11 protein-coding genes are annotated in these 20,252 nt (G+C 31.9%); all 11 read left to right on the top strand.

The genetic code is table 11. The features are described 5' to 3' along the window. Positions 1-26 precede the first annotated feature (26 nt). The 11 genes from WG945_RS03480 to WG945_RS03430 all read left to right on the top strand — a co-directional run bounded on the left by WG945_RS03480 (position 27) and on the right by WG945_RS03430 (position 20,251). Positions 27-3,029, top strand: a complete 3,003-nt coding sequence (locus WG945_RS03480; protein ID WP_068448253.1) for a SusC/RagA family TonB-linked outer membrane protein — start codon at positions 27-29, stop codon at positions 3,027-3,029. A 10-nt stretch (positions 3,030-3,039) separates the two neighbouring features. Continuing rightward, on the top strand, positions 3,040-4,524 hold the full coding sequence (locus tag WG945_RS03475) for a RagB/SusD family nutrient uptake outer membrane protein (protein ID WP_068448251.1): 1,485 nt from the start codon (positions 3,040-3,042) through the stop codon (positions 4,522-4,524). 5 nt (positions 4,525-4,529) lie between these two features. Then, positions 4,530-6,551, top strand: a complete 2,022-nt coding sequence (locus WG945_RS03470; RefSeq protein ID WP_068448249.1) for a hypothetical protein — start codon at positions 4,530-4,532, stop codon at positions 6,549-6,551. A 10-nt stretch (positions 6,552-6,561) separates the two neighbouring features. Further along, positions 6,562-8,241: a glycoside hydrolase family 16 protein gene (locus WG945_RS03465; protein ID WP_068448503.1), complete on the top strand. Its 1,680-nt coding sequence runs from the start codon at positions 6,562-6,564 to the stop codon at positions 8,239-8,241. Positions 8,242-8,330: 89 nt separating this feature from the next. Continuing rightward, entirely contained in the window at positions 8,331-9,608 is a 1,278-nt protein-coding gene (locus tag WG945_RS03460; RefSeq protein WP_082864161.1) for a glycoside hydrolase family 2 TIM barrel-domain containing protein, read from the top strand. 107 nt (positions 9,609-9,715) lie between these two features. Next, positions 9,716-13,174, top strand: coding sequence for a hypothetical protein (locus tag WG945_RS03455; protein ID WP_068448247.1), 3,459 nt, complete (start codon positions 9,716-9,718; stop codon positions 13,172-13,174). Positions 13,175-13,265: 91 nt separating this feature from the next. Continuing rightward, positions 13,266-14,903, top strand: a complete 1,638-nt coding sequence (locus WG945_RS03450; protein WP_068448245.1) for a glycoside hydrolase family 30 protein — start codon at positions 13,266-13,268, stop codon at positions 14,901-14,903. Positions 14,904-15,079: 176 nt separating this feature from the next. Continuing rightward, complete coding sequence (locus WG945_RS03445; RefSeq protein WP_068448244.1) at positions 15,080-16,348, top strand: glycosyl hydrolase family 17; 1,269 nt, start codon at positions 15,080-15,082, stop codon at positions 16,346-16,348. Positions 16,349-16,398: 50 nt separating this feature from the next. Continuing rightward, positions 16,399-17,850: a glycoside hydrolase family 30 protein gene (locus tag WG945_RS03440; RefSeq protein ID WP_068448242.1), complete on the top strand. Its 1,452-nt coding sequence runs from the start codon at positions 16,399-16,401 to the stop codon at positions 17,848-17,850. Between the two features lie 10 nt (positions 17,851-17,860). Next, positions 17,861-19,276 (top strand): MFS transporter, encoded by a 1,416-nt coding sequence (locus WG945_RS03435; RefSeq protein ID WP_068448240.1) that lies wholly within the window; start codon positions 17,861-17,863, stop codon positions 19,274-19,276. 204 nt (positions 19,277-19,480) lie between these two features. Next, positions 19,481-20,251: a LytR/AlgR family response regulator transcription factor gene (locus WG945_RS03430; RefSeq protein ID WP_068448238.1), complete on the top strand. Its 771-nt coding sequence runs from the start codon at positions 19,481-19,483 to the stop codon at positions 20,249-20,251. The last annotated feature ends 1 nt before the right edge of the window (position 20,252 follow it).

The raw sequence follows: 20,252 nt of genomic DNA, 5'->3' as shown, positions 1-20,252 counted from the left end.
ATAATCAAATAATAAATACCTTATTCATGAGAAAACAAATCACATTATTACTCCTTTTATTTATAGGTTTTTGTGCTTCTGCACAAACTATAACTGTAAAGGGTGTTGTTAAAGATGCTAAAACGGGTGATCCATTACCGGGAGTAAGTATATTAATTAAAGGAACAACTGTTGGAACTGAAACTGATTTTGATGGACTTTTTAGTCTTGCTAAAGTAGAGAAAGGAGCAACTTTTGTATTTAATTATTTAGGATACGCTGTAAAAGAAGTGTTGGTTAATCAACAAACTTTAAATATTTCTTTAGAAGAGTCTGCAGAGGCTTTAGATGAAATTGTTGTTGTTGGTTATGGTAAGCAAAAAAGAAAAGATGTTACGGGTTCTGTATCTATTGTAGGAGAAAAAACCTTAGAAGCATTAAAGCCTATAGATGCAACAAGTGCATTACAAGGTACAACTTCTGGAGTTGCTGTTAACCTTTCGTCTGGTTCACCAGGTGCAAAAGTAAATATTTTAATTAGAGGTGTTAGTTCTAATACCAATAATCAACCGTTAACAATTGTAGATGGTTATGAAGGAGATTTAAATAGTATCAATCCAAATGACATTGAATCTATTACCGTTTTAAAAGATGCACAAGCAGCTATTTATGGTATAAAAGGAGCAAATGGGGTTGTTTTGGTAACTACTAAAATTGGTAAGAAAAATAAAAAAGCAACTGTAAAATATGATACGTATGCTGCTTTTCAACAAACTACCAAAAAATTAGATTATTTAAACGCAACTGAATATGCTTTAGTTTTAAATGAAGCGTATGCAGCAAGTGGACAAACATTACCTTTTAGTAATGTGGGAGAATTAGGTAAAGGTACTAACTGGCAAGATGAACTTTTTAATGATGCCATGTTAATGAATCATAATATTAGTGTATCTGGTGGTGGAGAAAGTTTTAGATACTTTGTAAGTGCATCTAGAACAGAACAAGATGGTATTATTGCAAAAGACAAGTCTAATTTTATTAGAAACAATATCAAATTAAACTTAGGTATAGATATTAGCGAAAAATTAAATTTCTCTGTAATAGCTAACTATTATACTAGTGCTTCACAAGGTTTTGATGCTTCACTTTTATTTAACGGTTTAAATTATGCACCTACTTTTGGGGTAAACGAAAATGATACAAATAACTTTTTAGGTATAGAGGTTGTAAATCCTTTATCATTATTACAAAATACTTTTGGTGAAAATAATGGTAATGGAATAGAAGGTAATTTTAAATTAGAATATAAACCAATAGAAGGTTTAAATATAGTTTCACGTGTTGGTTATAAGATTTACAATGAAAAGCAACGCACATTTACACCTATTCAAGAATACGGTTCTAGTAAAGTGTATAATAAAACACAAAGTTCTGTTTATCAATTTAAAGCGACTTCTACAAGAGTAAATTGGGAAACATTTGCAACGTATCAGAAAACGTTTTTAGAAAACCATAATACTACTTTTACTGTGGGTACTAGTGTACAGAATGATTTATTTGATGGTATTTATGCTACAGGATTTGATGTGCCAAATAACTCGTATGAGTTTGCTGATATCAGTTTAACAAATTCTCAGAGTGAACAAAGAAGTTTAAATACGGGGAATGGAGATATTAGGCTAACCTCTTTCTTTGGTAGAGCTCAATATGATTATAAAGGAAAATATTTATTTTCTGGCTTGGTGAGAAGAGACGGAGCTTCTGTTTTTGCAGAAGATCAAAGAGTAGATAATTTTTGGTCTGTAACTACCGGTTGGAAAATTTCTGATGAAAACTTCTTAAAAGATAATAAAACAATCAACTTTTTAAAATTAAGAGCAAGTTACGGTACTTTAGGAAACTTAGTTGGAGATAATTTGTACAGATCTTTATTAAATGGTGAAGGAGAATATGTATTTGATGGTAGTTTAGTAGATGGTACTGCACAGGGAGCTTTGTCTAATCCGTCTGCAACTTGGGAAACAGCAGAGAAATTAGATATAGGTTTAGATATCAATTTATTTGATGATAAATTGACGATTGTTGCAGATTATTTTGAAGAAACGAGAAAAGATTTATTAATTGAAAACTTTCCGGTTTCTGGTTTGTTAGGTTCTGCAGCACCAGGTGGAGCAAACCCAACAGTAAATGCAGGTACTTCTAAGAATACAGGTGGAGAGTTAGCGATTAACTATAGTGCTATTTCTAAAGAAGATTTTTCTTTAAATTTTGGATACAATGTTACTTATGTAAAAAATAGGGTAACAAATGTTTTAGATGATGCTTTTGTTGAAGGTGGTGATTTTGCAATTGGAAACCTTGCACCTTCTAGAATGGAAGTAGGGCAACCAATAGGTTATTTCTTAGGCTTACAAACAGATGGTATTTTTCAAACACAAGCAGAAGTAGAGGCACATCCTTCACAAGCAGGATTGGGGGCAACGGTTACTTCTCCTGGAGATATTAGATATAAAGATACCAATGAAGATGGAGTTATAGACTTTGAAGATCGAGTGAATATTGGTAATCCACAAGCAGATTTCTATATGGGATTCAATATTTCTGCAAAATATAAAAACTGGGATTTTACCTCTTATTTATATGCAGAATTAGGGAAAGATATGGTTAGAAACTTCGAACGTTTTTTACCAAATGTAAATAAGCCTGCATATTATTTAGATAGATGGACAGGAGCAGGAACAAGTAACTCTGTACCAAGACTTACTAATGATGCAACAAACAACAAGTTGTTTTCTGATTTCTTTGTAGAAGATGCTTCTTTTTTACGTATGCAGAACATACAATTAGGATATACTTTTTCGCCAAATTTATTAGAAAAAGTAGGGTTGTCTAAATTAAGATTATATACTTCTATCAATAACTTATTTACGCTAACAGATTATACTGGTTACGATCCTTCAATTAATGATGGAGCAATTGGTGCAGGTATCGATTCTGGTAACTACCCATCTGCTAGACAATTCTTGTTAGGTTTAAATGTTGAATTTTAAAAAATAAAAGATGAGAAATTACAATCAAATAATAAAATTAGGATTCATCTTTATGGCAAGCTTATTTATTTTAAGTGCTTGTTCTGATGACTATTTAAATAATTCTAAAATTTACGCGGAAGATTCTGAATCTTTTTTCAATTCAGAAACAGATTATTACAATGCATTAGTAGCGGCGTATGACCCTTTACAATCTACATTTAGAAATGTATTAATGGGAGAAATAGCTTCTAACAACACTTTGTGTGGTGGAGAAACAGCTACAGATGTTCTTGGATATCAGCAGATAGATGATATGACGCATACACCTGTTAATGACCAACTTCAAGACCTTTGGAGTTTGATGTATGGTGGTGTTAATAGAGCTGCTTATATTATTGAATTTCAAGATAAAACAGACTTTACTGGTAAAGAAGTTATTATTGCAGAAGCTCGTTTTTTAAGAGCATATTATAATTTTGAATTGGTAAAATGGTTTGGAGATATTCCAATTAAAGAAGATGGTCGTTTTGTTTTGGGTGATGAAAAAACAATACCAAGATCGCCAAAAGCAGATGTGTATGCTTTAATTGAAGCTGACTTAGAATATGCAATTGCAAATATGACGTATACTGCTCCACAAGTTGGTAGAGCAACAAAAGGTTCTGCGCAAGCATTATTAGGAAAAGTATATTTATATCAAGATAAATTTTTAGAAGCTGCAATAGTTTTAGAAAACGTTATTCAAAATGGACCTTATGTTTTAGAGTCTGACTATGATAAAATTTTCGAATTTGAAGGAGAAAATGGTACAGGTGCTGTTTTTGAAATTCAATATACAGATACACAAGGAGCAGGTTTTGATTGTTTACAATGTAGTGAAGGAAATGTTGCTGTCGGTTACCAAGGTGTTAGAGGGTATGAAGGAAGTTTATTTACTTCAGGATTTAGTTTTAATTTACCAACACAAGAGGTCGTAGATGAATTTGAAGATGGAGATAATAGAAAAGAGGTAGCTATTTTAGATATTGATGCATGGGCAGCTTCTACAGGAGCAAAATTTACTACAGGTTATGAGCATACAGGGTACTTTAATAGAAAATATCTTCCAAGAAAAAGAAGTGAAGAAGCTGCTGGAGATTTAAACCTAACAAACCCTAATAATTACAGAGCAATTCGTTATGCAGATGTTTTATTAATGGCGGCAGAAGCTTTTAATAGAAAGTCGAGTCCAGATGATGCTAAAGCTAAAACCTACTTAAATATGGTTAGAGAAAGAGCTTTTGGTGATGCAGATCATAATATTGTAACTACAGGTTCTAATTTAACAGCTGCAATTTATAAAGAGCGTAGAGTTGAGTTAGTAGGAGAAGGTCATCAATTTTTTGACTTGGTAAGAACAGGTAGAGGAGCTCAAATACCAGGTTTTACAACAGGAAAAAATGAGGTTTTTCCAATTCCGATAGAAGAAATACAATTTTCACAAGGAAATTGGATACAAAACGATAAATACTAATAATTATGAAGAAATTAAAAACAATATATAAAGCATTGGTAATACTTCTTATTATTACTGCTTGTACAGAAGAAGATAGAAGTTTAGACTTCTTAGATAATATAGCACCTCCATCAAATGTTGCAGCTAGCTATAATCTATCACAAGACAATTCTGGCTTGGTTACTATTTTACCAACCGCAGTTGGAGCAATGATGTTTGATGTGTCTTTTGGAGATGCATCAGCAGATGAAAAGGGTGTTGAAGCTGGTAAAATGGCACAACATACTTATGCAGAAGGGACTTACAGTATAAAAGTCATCGCTTATAATTCTAAAGGAGATACAGCAGAAGCAACACAAGAATTAGTAGTTTCTTTTAAAGCTCCAGAAAATTTAGAGGTTACTATAGAAAATGATATTGCTATCTCTAAACAATTAAATATTACAGCGAAAGCAGATTATGCAGCTACTTATGATTTTTATTCGGGAGAAGCAGATGTAGCTCAACCGGCTGCTTCGGCTAATATTGGTGATGCCATAAATTATCAATACGCTACAGCGGGTACATATAATGTAAAAGTAATTGCAAAAGGTGGTGCCATCGAAACAACAGAATACACGAGTGAGTTTGAAGTTACTGCTATTTTAGCTCCTTTAAAATCTGCAAATACACAACCTGCAAGAGATGCTGCAGATGTTATTTCTATTTTTAGTGATAAATATACAGATGTTGCTGGTACAGATTTTAACCCAAACTGGAGTCAATCTACTATTTATACTCCTTTTGAATTAAATGGAGATGCAATGATTCAGTATAGTAATTTAAACTATCAAGGAATTCAAATTGGTGCTACACAAGATATTTCTACTATGGAATTTCTTCATTTAGATGTTTGGACAGCAGATGCTACAGAATTAGAAACTTATTTAATTAGTGTTGCAAGCGGAGAGAAAATGGTAAAAACGGCATTAACAAAAGATGCTTGGACAACGATTAATATTCCTATTTCAGAATTTACAGACCAAGGTTTATCAGTAGATGATATTCACCAATTCAAATTTGTAGGTGCTGGTTCTGTTTTTATAGACAACCTTTATTTTTATAAAGCGAGCTCAAGTCCTGTTTCTGGTGTAACACCATTAACTTTTGAAACAGATTTTGAATTAAGTTCTTTTGATGGTGGTTCTGCTGCTGTAGTTGCAAATCCAGATACAAATGGTAATACATCTTCTTCAGTTTTAGAACTTGTAAAAAATGCAGGTCAACCTTGGGCTGGTTCTAAAGTTACAATTTCATCAACATTTGATGTTTCTAATGCAGTAATAACCGCAAAAGTTTGGTCTCCAAGAGCCGGTTTAAATTTATTATTAAAGTTTGAAGACGCTACACCATGGCCAAATACAGTAGATTCTGAAGAAATTACAGCTACAACAACTACAGCGAATGCTTGGGAAGAATTAACGTTTGATTTTTCAGGAATAAGCACATCTGTAGATTTTAGTAATCTAGTTTTAATAATGGATAATGGTACAGAAGGAGATGGTTCTGCTAACTACACGATTTATGTAGATGATATATCTACAAATCCTGTTTTAGATTTTGAACCAGAATTTGTCTTAAGTTCTTTTGATGGTGGTGCAATTTCTGTATTTGCAAACCCAGATACAAACGGAAATGAATCTGCAATGGTTGCGCAATTAGTAAAAAATGCGGGTCAACCTTGGGCAGGATCTAAAATCACGGTTCCTACACCATTTAGTTTCACGAGCGGAACAAATGTTAAGGTTAAAGTTTGGTCTCCAAGAGCAGGTTTAAATTTATTATTAAAGTTTGAAGATGCTACACCGTGGCCAAATACAGTGGCTTCTGCAGAAATTACAGCAACTACAACCACAGCAAATGCTTGGGAAGAGTTAACCTTTGATTTTTCTGAAATAAGTACTTCTGTAGATTTTACAAACTTAGTTTTAATAATGGATAATGGTACAGAAGGAGATGGTTCTGCTAATTATACTATTTATCTAGATGATATATCACAATTTTAAAATAATGATTATGAAAAAACTTAAAAATATTTATATAATCTTATTTTCTTTAATGACAGTTCTTTATGGTTGTCAAGAGAATGAGCACGAATTTGGAGAAATTGTTTCTCCAACAGACATCGTAATTACTGCAGAAGTTATTGGGGTAGATGCAGATAATCCTTACGGAGACGGAAGTGGTTCTGTAAATTTAACAGCAACTGCAGCAGACGCTTCTTCTTATGTGTATTATTTTGATGGAGTTGCGCAAGCTTCTCCGTCAGGAATCTTAACAAAAAGATTTTCTAAAGTTGGTGTAAACGTGTATACAGTTGTTGTAAAAGCAAATGGTACAGGTGGTACTTCATCAACAAAAACAATAGATGTAGAAGTTTATAGTTCTTTTTCTGATGTTGATGCAGAAAACTTTTTAAGTGGTGCCAATGTTGGTGATAGTAAAAAATGGTATTGGCAAGCAGATGTAGCTCTTCATGCAGGTATGGGACCAGCTACGGATGATTATGGAAATGGAGAATTTGCTTACGAAGCTTGGTGGAATGGAATTAAAGCATGGGACGATGAAAAATCTTGTATGTACGATAATGAGTTTGTATTTACAAGAACAGCAACAGGTCTTACTTTTGAACAAACTGCAGGACCTGCTTTTGTGCCAGAAACGTATGCAGGTGTATTAGGTGTAAATGGAGATCAATGTCATGATGAAACTGTAGTAACAACCATGTTTGGTACTAAAAATGTTTCTTTTGGACCTTCAACATCTAAAGCAGGTACAGAAGGTTCTTATAACAATGTGCCATATAGAGGTACTGAATTTGAAATTTCTGATGGTGGATTTATGGGATGGTATGTAGGTGCTAGTACGTATGATATTATTTCTATTACTAATGATGAAATGATTGTTAGAATTATAGAAAATTCAAATTCTGGTAGTGGTGCAGCATGGTATCATAGATTTACATCAACCAAACCTATAGAAGGAGCAGTTGCTCCAGATTATACTTACAACAATTTAGTATGGGAAGATGATTTTAATACAGATGGAGCACCAGATGCTGCAAACTGGACTTACGACCTAGGTGCAGGTAGTTGGGGTAATGGAGAATTACAAACCTATACTAATACTACAGAAAATGCAAAAGTAGAAGGAGGGTCTTTAATTATTACAGCTAAAGCTGATGGTAATGGAGGGTATACTTCTGCGAGATTAAAATCTCAAGGATTGTATAAATTTAAATATGGTAGAGTTGAGGTAAAAGCAAAGTTACCAGCTACGGCAGGTACTTGGCCAGCAATTTGGATGTTGGGTTCTAATTTTCCAACCGTAGGGTGGCCACAATGTGGAGAAATTGACATTATGGAACAAACAGGTGCTGATAAAAATACATCATTAGGTACATTACATTGGTTAGATAGTGCAAGTGGTACCAACGCAAGTTATGGAGAAACTACTTCTGTTTCTAACGCATCTTCAGAATTTCATTTATATACTTTAGAATGGTCTGAAGAAGCCGTAAAAATATATGTAGATGATGTTCCTTTTTATGAGTTAACAAACAATGCAGATTTACCATTTAATGCAGATTTCTTTTTAATTCTTAATGTAGCAATGGGAGGTTCACTTGGAGGAAATGTAGACGCTACATTTACAGAAGATACTATGGAGATAGATTATGTAAAAGTATATCAATAATATTTTTGGGTTATTTTTTAATAAGGTTAGTTTTATATGGCTGGCCTTATTTTTCTAAATTTTCTATAACTACAATACTTTAAAAATATATGTCAAAGTTGATATTTACGAAATATATTTTCTTACCAATTATACTACTAGTTTTTACTTTAAATTCTTGCGATACAAAAACAGATAAAGTATCTATCTTAAAGAATAAGGAAGGAATGAAATTAGTTGTAAATGGAGAAGATTTTATAATTAATGGTATGAATTGGGATTATTTTCCGATTGGTACAAATTTTTCTTACAGTTTATGGGAGCAATCAGATGCGTTTATAAAAACGGCATTAGATGCAGAAATGAATTTATTGAAAGAAATGGGCGTTAATACCATTCGTGTTTATGAAGGTATTCAACCCCAATGGATTACTTATATCTATAAAGAGTATGGTATTTATACTATGTTAAATCATTCTTTTGGTAGATATGGTGTTGCTATTAATGGAAATTGGGAACCAGAAACAGACTACAGTAATGCCAATGCACAACAGGGCTTGCTAACAGAGGTGAGTGAAATGGCAGAAGCATATAAAAATACTCCCGGATTATTATTATTTCTTTTAGGGAATGAAAATAATTATGGGCTTTTTTGGGCAGGATCAGAAACAGAAGATTTTCCTGAAGGAGAAACTGAAAAAAATGAGATAGGAGAGTTAAGGGGCAGAGCAATGTATAAATTAATGAATGAAGCTGCCATTAAAATGAAGGAGATAGATAAAAATCACCCAGTTGCTATTTGTAATGGAGATGACTTGTATATAGATATCATTGCAGAGGAATGCAAAGACGTAGACATTTATGGTACAAATATGTATCGAGGCAAATCTTTTGGAGATGCTTTTGAAAGAGTTAAAAAAACATTGAATATGCCTATATTATTTACCGAATTTGGGGCTGATGCTTTTAACTCATTAACGCAGAAGGAAGATCAAAAAATGCAAGCCTATTACATGTTAGAAAATTGGAAAGAGATTTATGAAAATGTTTCGGGGTTAGAAAAAGCAGGAAATGCTATCGGAGGTTTTACTTTTCAATTTAGTGATGGTTGGTGGAAACTTGGGCAAACAACAAGCTTAGATATTCATGATAACCATGCTTCTTGGGCAAACGGAGGCTATGCTTTAGATTATGTAAAAGGAGCTAATAATATGAGTGAGGAGTGGTTTGGTATTTGTGCAAAAGGACCAACTGATACAAAAGGTTTTTACACGTTAACACCAAGAGCAGCTTATTTTGCTTTACAAAAAGCACACCAATTGAATCCGTATGCAAAAGGGATTACAACAGATTTAATTTCAAAACATTTTAGAGAAATTAAAATTTAAAAGCTTTTAGCAAATTAATACAAAAAGATATAAGGTTAAAAAACCTTACAGGATAAATAAATAACAACTTCTTTAAGTAATAAAAAGAGGTTAAAAGAATAATTTTGATGACAAAAAAGACTGTTTTTTTAGGAAATAATAAGGCCGAGTTTAAAACACTTGAGGTAAAAGGAGAAATGATCAACTTCGAAAATGAAGTGTATTATAAAATTTCGAATAGTAATGAAATGAGACCTTTTTTTATGAGCATTGTTTCAGACTCTAATCATTGGATGTTTATTTCTAGTAATGGAGGTTTATCTGCTGGTAGAAAAAATAGTGAATATTCACTTTTTCCTTATTATACAGATGATAAAATTACAGAATCTGCAGATGTAACTGGTAGTAAATCTATTTTTCAAGTTTCAAAAAATGGAAACATATATTTATGGGAACCTTTTTCTCAGAGACAAATAGGGTTGTATAAAACCAAACAAAATTTATATAAAAACAGTTTTGGAAATAAAGTTGTTTTCGAAGAAATTAATGAAGATTTAGGAGTTACTTTTAGATATCAATGGAGTTCTTCTGATAAATTCGGATTTGTAAAAAAATCAACTTTAATAAATAATTCTTCAGATAAAACAGTTGTTACGTTTTTAGATGGTTTACAGAATATTTTACCTTCGGATGTAGAAACAGATTTACAAAATTCTAGAAGTAATTTAGTAGATGCTTATAAAAAGAGCGAACTACAAGTAGAAGCAGGTTTAGGTATTTATGCATTAAGCGCTATTATTGTTGACAAAGCAGAACCTAGTGAAGCTTTAAAAGCAAATATAGTTTGGTCTTTAGGTGTCAAAAACCCTACGTATTTATTGTCGTCATTACAATTAGATAATTTTAGAAGAGGTCTAGAATTACAGCAAGAGGTTGCAATTAAAGCAGAAAAAGGTGCTTATTTTATTAGTGCTGAGGTAATTTTAGAAGCAAATGAAACAAAAGAATGGATTTTTGTAGCCAATGTGAATCAAACTATTGGAGATATTCAAAGAGTTTCTAAAGCAATAAAGGATGATAAAAATTTATCAGAAATTATTGATAAAGATATAGCATTAGGAACAAAAAAGTTAATTGATTTAACAGGTGCAGCAGATGGTTTACAAGTATCTAACGATGCTTTGGTAAACACAAGACACTTTGCAAATACACTTTTCAATTTAATGAGAGGTGGTACTTTTGATGATGATTATAAAATTGAAAAAGATGATTTTATAAAATATATTGGTAAAGCAAATAAAAAAGTTTTAAAATTAAAAGAAGCTGTTTTAAGTGAGTTACCAGAATTATTTACGCTAGATACCATTATTACGATTGCAGAGAAAGATGAAGATAAAAACTTTAAAAGACTTTGTTTCGAATATTTACCATTAAAATTTAGTAGAAGACATGGAGACCCAAGTAGACCTTGGAATAAGTTTTCTATCAACACAAAAAATGAAATTGATGGTTCTAAAGTTTTAGATTATGAAGGGAATTGGCGTGATATTTTTCAGAACTGGGAAACATTAGCACATTCATATCCGGAGTTTATAGAAAGTATGATTCATAAGTTTTTAAACGCAACTACTTTTGATGGTTACAATCCGTATAGAGTTACAAAAGATGGTTTCGATTGGGAGGTTATTGAAGAGAATGATCCTTGGTCTTATATTGGTTATTGGGGAGATCATCAAATTATTTACTTATTAAAATTCTTAGAATTTATAGAGAATCACTATCCAAATCAATTAGAAAAACGTTTTTCTGAAGCTATTTTTGTATACGCAAATGTGCCTTATAGAATTAAAAAGTATGAGGACATTCTAAAAAATCCTAAAGATACTATTGATTTTGATTTTGAAGAGCAAGAAAATATTGAAAAAAGAAGAGAAAGATTAGGTGCTGATGGTGCTTTATTAAGGGATGAAAACTACTTTATTTATAAAGTAAATTTAATCGAAAAATTATTAGCTACAGTTTTAGCAAAAGTTTCTAATTTTATTCCTGAAGGTGGAATTTGGATGAATACTCAAAGGCCAGAATGGAATGATGCAAACAACGCTTTGGTAGGAAATGGTGTTTCTATGGTAACACTAAATTACTTGAATCGTTTTTTAAACTTCTTTGATAAAGTAGTTTCAAAATCAGATACTGAGCAATTTGAAATTTCATCAGAATTAATAACTTTCTTTAATGAAGTAGTTGCTACACTTAAAGACAATAAAAATATTCTTGAAGGAAAAGTATCTGATAAGAATAGAAAAGTTGTTTTAGACGGATTGGGTTCTGCAGCAAGTAATTACAGAAGTACTATTTATGATACAGGTTTTTCTAGTGACAAAGCAACGCTTTCTAAAGCAGCTCTTTTAGAATTTTTATCAGTTACAAAACAATATTTAGAGCATACTATAAAAGCGAATAAGCGTTCAGATAATTTATACCATTCTTATAATTTAATGACTATTGAAAATGATGCAGAAGTGTCTGTTTCTTATCTGTCTGAAATGTTAGAAGGTCAAGTTGCTGTTTTAAGTGCTAGATATTTATCGCCAAAAGAAGCTTTAAAAGTTTTAGACGGAATGAAAGCAAGTGCGTTGTTTAGAGAAGATCAGTACAGTTATATTTTATATCCAAATAAAGAATTACCAAGTTTTGATGAGAAAAACGTAATTCCGAAAGCTTCGGTAGACGGTTCTCAATTATTATCAAAATTAATTGCTGATAACAATACTCAAATTATCAATAAAGATGTTTTAGGTAACTATCATTTTAATGCCAACTTTAACAATGCAAATAGCTTAAAAGCAACTTTTGAAAGTTTACCAGAAGTATATGCAGATTTAGTAGAAAAAGAAGCTGATTTATTAGCGACTATTTTCGAAGAGGTTTTTAACCACAAGGCATTTACAGGTCGTTCTGGAACTTTCTTTGGTTATGAAGGTTTAGGTTCTATTTATTGGCACATGGTTTCTAAATTATTATTGGCAATGCAAGAAAATTGTTTGTTAGCCATAAAAAATAATGAAGATGAAGCTGTAATTGGTCAGTTATTAGATCATTATTATGAAATTCAGGCAGGAATTGGAGTGCATAAATCGCCTCAATTATACGGTGCTTTTCCTACAGATCCGTATTCTCATACACCAGCAGGAAAAGGTGCGCAACAACCAGGAATGACAGGTCAGGTAAAAGAAGATGTGTTAAGTAGAATAGGGGAGTTAGGTGTTTTTGTTAAAGACGGAAAAATCAACTTTAATCCAAGATTATTAAGAGGAAGCGAGTTTGTAGAAACGACTAAGGTTTTTACATATAATACAATTAATAAAGAGTCAAAATCTATCAATCTAGAAAAAGGAACCCTTTGTTTTACCTATTGTCAAGTACCAATTATTTATAAGAATATTGGAGAAGAAGGTGTGACAATCTTTTTTGAAAATGCAGAAACAGTAACCTCAAAAAGCTTAATTCTTAATACTACAATTTCAAAAAAGATGTTTGAGAGAACAGGAGAAATAGACCGTATAGAAGTTGTTGTTAAAAAATAATTTAAAGAAGTATTTAAAACTAAAATGTAGAACGCATCTGCAAGGACTTTTACTTTGTAGGTGTGTACCATTAGAAAAAATATAGAAAAGAATGACCATATTCAATATCAAAAAGAAAAGAGAAAATTATAAAGGAGAGAGTATTCAACCTGATATTTTAAACTTTACCTGGTTAAAATTTCTTGTTATGTCCATTGCACTTGTTAGTTGCTCACCAAAAAGTGCTTATCAAGAGTACGTATCAGATGTGTACCAAACATCTGAAGCTGGAGATAATCTTAAATTAATAGCAAGTGATGGTGCTAAGACAACTTCTTCTGAAGTAAAAAAAGTAACATTAGAGCTTCTTCCTAATCAAGAATTTCAAAAATATTACGGCTTCGGTGCTTCGTTTACAGAATCTTCAGCATGGAATTTAGCGACTATTCCGGTTGAATTACGTAAAAACGTTTTGACCAAACTTTTTAGTCCTACAGAAGGTGCAGGATTCACACTTACACGAACGCACATTAATAGCAGTGATTATTCTAATACTCATTATACGTATGTTGAGGAGGGAGATGAAGATCTTTCAACATTCAGTATCCAAGAAGATATGAAAGGGTTTTCTGGGGATGAAAATGATCAGGTACATGGTATTGAATTGATAGATCCAAATTATGATCTTATCCCAATGATTTTAGAAGCATCTAGTATTCCTGGTGCAGACTTTAAAATAATTGCTTCACCTTGGAGTCCTCCATCGTGGATGAAAATAGGAGAAACTGCTAAAATGACTAACGGTACTTTGCTTCCAAAATATTATGGTCTGTGGGCTAAATACTTATCAAAATATGTAAGTGCTTATAAAGAAAAAGGGATTACTCTTTGGGGACTAACACCACAGAATGAACCACTACATGCTCATGATGCAGCATGGGATAGCAATGGGTTTACTCCAGAGCAAGGTAGAGACTTTTTAAGAGATCATCTTGGTCCTCAACTTGTAAAAGATGGTCATCTTAAGCTTGATGATTTGGATGCCGGATTACGCGTATTGATTTATGATCATAATAAATCTACGATGAATGATTATGTTGCAGCAACTTACCGAGATCCAGAGGCTTCTAAATATGCTTGGGGAACTGCTTTTCATTGGTATACAAATTCTGAATTAAAAGAAAATAATTGGTATGCGAATGAATTAGCTGAGTTAGAAAAAACTTGGCCTAACAAAGGGATGATTCATACGGAATCAAGTATAGATATTGATGCTAATGACCCGATTGGTCAATATTGGAGAGCGGGTACAGACTATGCAGGTACTTTTGTTCCTTTCGAGACGTATGCTTACGATATTATTACCGATTTAAATCATGGAACTCAAGGATACATTGAATGGTGTAGCATTCTTAGTAGCAAAGGGCAACCAAATCCTTACGATAATTTTAATAGTGCACCGGTACTAATTAACCCAGTTACTGATGAAGTAACATACACGCCACTTTATTACTTACTTAGTCACTTTAGTAAATTCATTCGCCCTGATGCACATAGAATAGGGGTAAAAGGAGAAGAGGTAGATGGACTGATATATACTGCTGCGAAAAACCCTGATGGTTCAATTGCTGTGGTTGTTTTTAACAAAAATAAAGAAGTTCATGAAGTATCAATTGCATTAGATACTAAGACTTTTACATCTAAAATTGCACCAAGATCTGTCCAGACGATTCATTTACGTAGTAAGTAAAGAAACTTCAAAATGTCGTTTGATAAATAAAGTAAGTTATAGCATGTGCTAAATTTTACTAAGTGATAAAACAGAAACATAGCATTCGATTCTATGCTTCAAATACAAACTGTAGATAATAAATACACTCAACGTTTTAATCTTGGTGTATACATAGTATTTAACCCTAAAAAAATATGAATTCAATTTTTAAAATATCTCTTGTAATTATTGTGTTGATTTCTGTTGTTGGTTGTAATTCTAAAACAGCAATTAAAAAAAAGGAACTTACTGCAGAACATATTTTAGGAAATCCTGATTATTTAGCAATTTCTTATGGTGGATATAGAGGGAAATCAAGAGAAGAGAATCAGCCTACAATTCTTCAACTAAAAGAAGATTTAAAGTTGATGCACGCAATGGGGATTCGTATTTTAAGAACCTATAACGTACAACCAAAATTGCCACATGCTGCAAATGTTTTAGAAGCCATTCATCAACTTAAAAAAGAAGATGCCAGTTTTGAAATGTATGTAATGTTGGGTGCTTGGATAGATTGTTTAAATGCATGGACAGACAAAGAGCCAAATCATAATCTTGAAAGTCCAGAAAATGAAGGAGAAATAGCAAGAGCTGTAGCCTTGGCAAATAAATACCCAGACATTGTAAAAGTAATTGCTGTGGGTAATGAAGCTATGGTAAAATGGGCAACAAGTTATTATGTGCAGCCCAATGTAATTTTAAAATGGGTAAATTATCTTCAGAATTTAAAGAAAAAGGGTGAATTGTCTAAAGATGTTTGGATTACAAGTTCAGACGATTTTTCTTGTTGGGGTGGCGGAGATGCTTTGTATCACACTAAAGATTTAGAAGATTTAATAAAGGCGGTAGATTATATTTCTACACATACATATCCATATCATAATTCTCACCACAATTCAGGATTTTGGAAAGTACCCAATAATGAGTTTCATTTATCAGACAAAGAAAAAATTGATGCAGCCATGTTAAGGTCTAAAAAATTTGCCATAAAGCAATATAATGCTGTAAAAAGCTATATGAAAAGTTTGGGAGTAAACAAACCTATTCATATTGGAGAAACTGGTTGGGCAACTATTTCTAACGGATATTATGGTGTAAACGGTTCTAGGGCTACAGATGAATATAAGCAAGGTTTGTATTACCATCATCTTAGAGAATGGACGAACAAAGAAGGGATTTCTTGTTTCTATTTTGAAGCTTTTGATGAACAATGGAAAGATGCAGCAAACCCAAATGGATCGGAAAATCACTTTGGATTGATCAACCTAAAAGGAGAAGCAAAATTCCCCATTTGGAATTTAGTTGACAAAGGTGTTTTTAACGGATTAACAAGAGGAGGAAAGTCAATTACAAAAACATATAATGGAAATAAAGAAGCATTAATGAATGATGTTTTGGTTCCGAATACTGAGTATAATAGATAAAACTAATAAAAATGAAAACAAACTATTTTTTTTACACGCTATTTTTAGTAATGATGATGAGTTGTAATCAAAAGGAGAATAAATTATCTGTAGAGGTTTATGAAACTTCAGAAGCAGGGAATAAGTTAACCAAAATTACAGATTTTGTTCCTGTTGAAAATGTAGCTACCATAACGCTAAATCCTAAAAAAACTTTTCAAGCAATTACAGGTTTTGGTGGTGCGTTTACAGAATCATCAGCTTATTTATTAAATAAATTGAGTCAGAAAAACAGAGATACTATTATTCAGGCTTATTTCTCAGAAGAAGGCGCAAATTACTCATTAACAAGAACGCACATGAACTCTTGTGATTTTTCTTTAAGTCAGTATTCATATTCTCCAGTAGCGGATGATGTAAAATTAGAGCATTTTACCATTAAAGATGATATGGATGATTTAATTCCGATGATAAAAGATGCTATGAACGCGTCTAAAGACGGATTTAAAATATTTGCCTCTCCTTGGACAGCTGCTCCTTGGATGAAAGATAATAACAAATGGGTTGGTGGAAAATTATTACCAAAATATTATGATACTTGGGCATTGTTTTTTTCTAAATACATAGATGCTTATGAGGCAGAAGGCATAGATATTTGGGGTTTTACTGTAGAAAATGAACCACATGGAAATGGTAATAATTGGGAGAGCATGCATTTTACGCCTAAAGAAATGACCGATTTTGTAGAGTTTCATTTAGGTCCAAAATTAGAAAAAGATGGGTATGGTGATAAAATTATTTTAGGATATGACCAAAATAGAGAAGGTTTAAAAGAATGGGTAGATGAAATGTATAGAAGTGAAAGTTCATCAAAATATTTTGATGGAACGGCTATCCATTGGTATGAAAGTACGTATGAAGTTTTTCCAGAAGCATTGCAATATGCGCATGATAAAGCACCAGAAAAATACTTAATTGAAACAGAAGGATGTATCGATTCTGAAATACCTGTTTGGCAAGATGATGCTTGGTATTGGAAAAAAGAAGCAACAGATTGGGGATATGATTGGAGAGAACCAGAAAAAAAATATTTACACCCAAAATATGCACCAGTTAACAGATATGCAAGAGATATTATTGGTTGCCTAAATAATTGGGTAGATGGTTGGGTAGATTGGAACATGGTTTTAGATACAAAAGGTGGTCCGAATTGGTTTGAGAACTGGTGTGTGGCTCCGGTAATTGTAGATCCAGAAAAAGATGCCGTGTATTTTACACCACTCTATTATACGATGGCTCATTTTAGCAAATATATTAGACCAGAAGCAAAAGTTATAGGACTAGAAAATTCAGATAAAGATTTACAAGTTACGGCAGCACAAAATACTGATGGTTCTATAGCTGTGGTGGTTTTTAATGAAGGAAAAACGAAAAAAAGTTTTAAAATTTCTTTAGGAGAAAAAGAAACATTTATAAGTATTGATGCTCAAGCACTACAAACTATAATGATAGCAACTAATTAAAACAAACACTATGTCTAACTATAAAACGTCTTCTAAAGTTCCATTAAATCAAAAAATAGCCTTTGGAGTTGGTATGCTTGCAAATCAAATGTTTCCAGCTGTAATTGGTATATTTATAGTCGTTTTGGTAAAAGATTTAGGCTTTCCGGGGTGGATGTGGGGTGTTATCTCTTTAGTTCCAAGAATTTTTGACGCCATTACAGATCCTATTATGGGGTATATTTCAGACAATACGAAATCTCGTTGGGGTAGAAGAAGACAATATGTTTTTATTGGCGCTATTGTAATGGGAATTTCTTTTATAATCATGTGGCAATTGTTTAGAGAAAACTCGCTTGATTATAACTTTTGGTATTTCTTATTAACCTCATTTGCATTCTATTTAGGTCTTACCATTTTTAGTGTTCCTTATGTAGCTATGGGCTATGAAATGAGTGATGATTTTCATGAGAGAACTAGCATTATGGCAGTAGCACAATGGATCGGTCAATGGGCTTGGGTTCTTGCACCTTGGTTCTGGGTAATTATGTATGACCCGGAATGGTATGAAACTGCCGATGTTGCGGTAAGAGAGTTGGCTGTTTGGGTAGGAGTTATTTTTGCAATTTGTGCTATGATACCGGCAATTTTTATTAAGAGTAAGTCTACAATTAATCAAAATTATGCTCCTTTAACATTAAAAAATATTGGAGGAAGTTTAAAAGAAATAGGAAATAACTTTGTAGAAGCTTTTAAGTCTAAACCTTTTAAAAAATTATGTTTTGCTACCTTTTTTGTTTTCAATGCATTTAATACCGTAGCAAGTTTTACCTTTTTTATTATTGTTTATTATCTCTTTAAAGGAGATGCCGCTGCCGCGGGAATTTGGCCTACTTTATTTGGAAGTATTGGTGCTTTGGTAACTACTTTTCTAGTAATTCCTATTGTGGCTAAAATGTCTAAAATGTTAGGGAAAAAACAAGCTTTTATGGTATCTCAAGGAATTTCTGTAGTTGGTTATATTATGTTATGGTTCTTATTTATTCCTGGTAAACCTTATATGTTTTTATTTGCATTGCCCTTCTTTTCTTTTGGTATTGGTGGCTTATTTACATTAATGATGTCTATGACTGCAGATGTTATTGATCTAGATGAGTTAAATACAGGAAAACGTAGAGAAGGTGTTTTTGGAGCCATTTATTGGTGGATGGTTAAATTTGGATTTGGAATTGCAGGTGGTTTAAGTGGTGCAATTTTATCTGTAGTAGGTTTTGATTCTGCAGTGAATGTTCAGGCAGAAGGAGCAATAATTGGATTACGGTTATTCTTTTCTGGGTTTCCTATAGTAGGAACTCTTATTGCAATGTACATCATGAGAAATTATGATTTAACAGAAAAACGTTCAGGTGAAATTAGAATGGCATTAGACAAACGTAAAGAAGCGTAAAAAAATAAATAGATAACAAAATTGTTTTATTTCAAATTAAAAACAACGATATTTTAATACTTCTGTTAGATTTCGATTAAAAAATAAGTATTACATGATTCATATTTATTTTCTAATATTATTAACAAAAGAGTAGCTAAAAAATGTATAATATTGAGTAAGTTGCCAAGGTTTTTAAAGCGCAAAAAAATAAATCAATTTAGAATGGATATTGTTATTATTGAAGATGAAGATTTGGCAGCAGCATCTTTAGAAAAATTATTATTAAAAAGTAATTATTCGATACATATTAAAAAACGATTAGAAAGTGTAGCACAATCTATAGAATGGTTTAAAAATAACAGTTGCGATTTAATTTTAAGTGATATTCATTTAGGAGATGGAGAAAGTTTTGAGATTTTTGAAAATTTAAAAATTAAAATCCCTATTATTTTTACAACAGCCTTTAATCAATATGCAATACAATCATTTCAGTTTTTTGCTATCGATTATTTATTAAAACCTTACGATAAAGACAAATTAAATACTGCTTTAGAAAAATACACCAACTACACAGCAAAACCAGTTACCGATTATAGTGATTTAGAAAATTTGTTATCTCATTTAAATACATCTAAAGAAAGTGAAACAAATCAAAAAAGATTTTTAGTTTCTAGAGGAGAAAAATTAATTTCTATCAGCGATCGTGAGATAGCCTATTTTATGGCAGAAAATAAATCACTTTTTTTATTTACTACTGAGGGTGAAAGTTATTTATACGACGATACGATATTGAATTTAGATTTAAAATTATCTAAAAAGGATTTTTTTAAAATAAATAGAAAATTCATTGTAAGACATAGTGCAATAAAAACAATTATAAAATACAGTCAGAATCGATTAAAAATAGAATTAGAACCTTTTTCTAAAGGCAACGATTTTATTTTAATTAGTTCTAAAAATGTTCGGGAGTTTAAAGAATGGTTAAATAATTAAT

Origin of the sequence: Polaribacter atrinae, assembly GCF_038023995.1 — a bacterium.
Taxonomy (GTDB): Bacteria; Bacteroidota; Bacteroidia; order Flavobacteriales; family Flavobacteriaceae; genus Polaribacter; species Polaribacter atrinae.
Note: the sequence above shows the minus strand (reverse complement) of the source record. Positions and strands in the feature narration are given on the sequence as shown.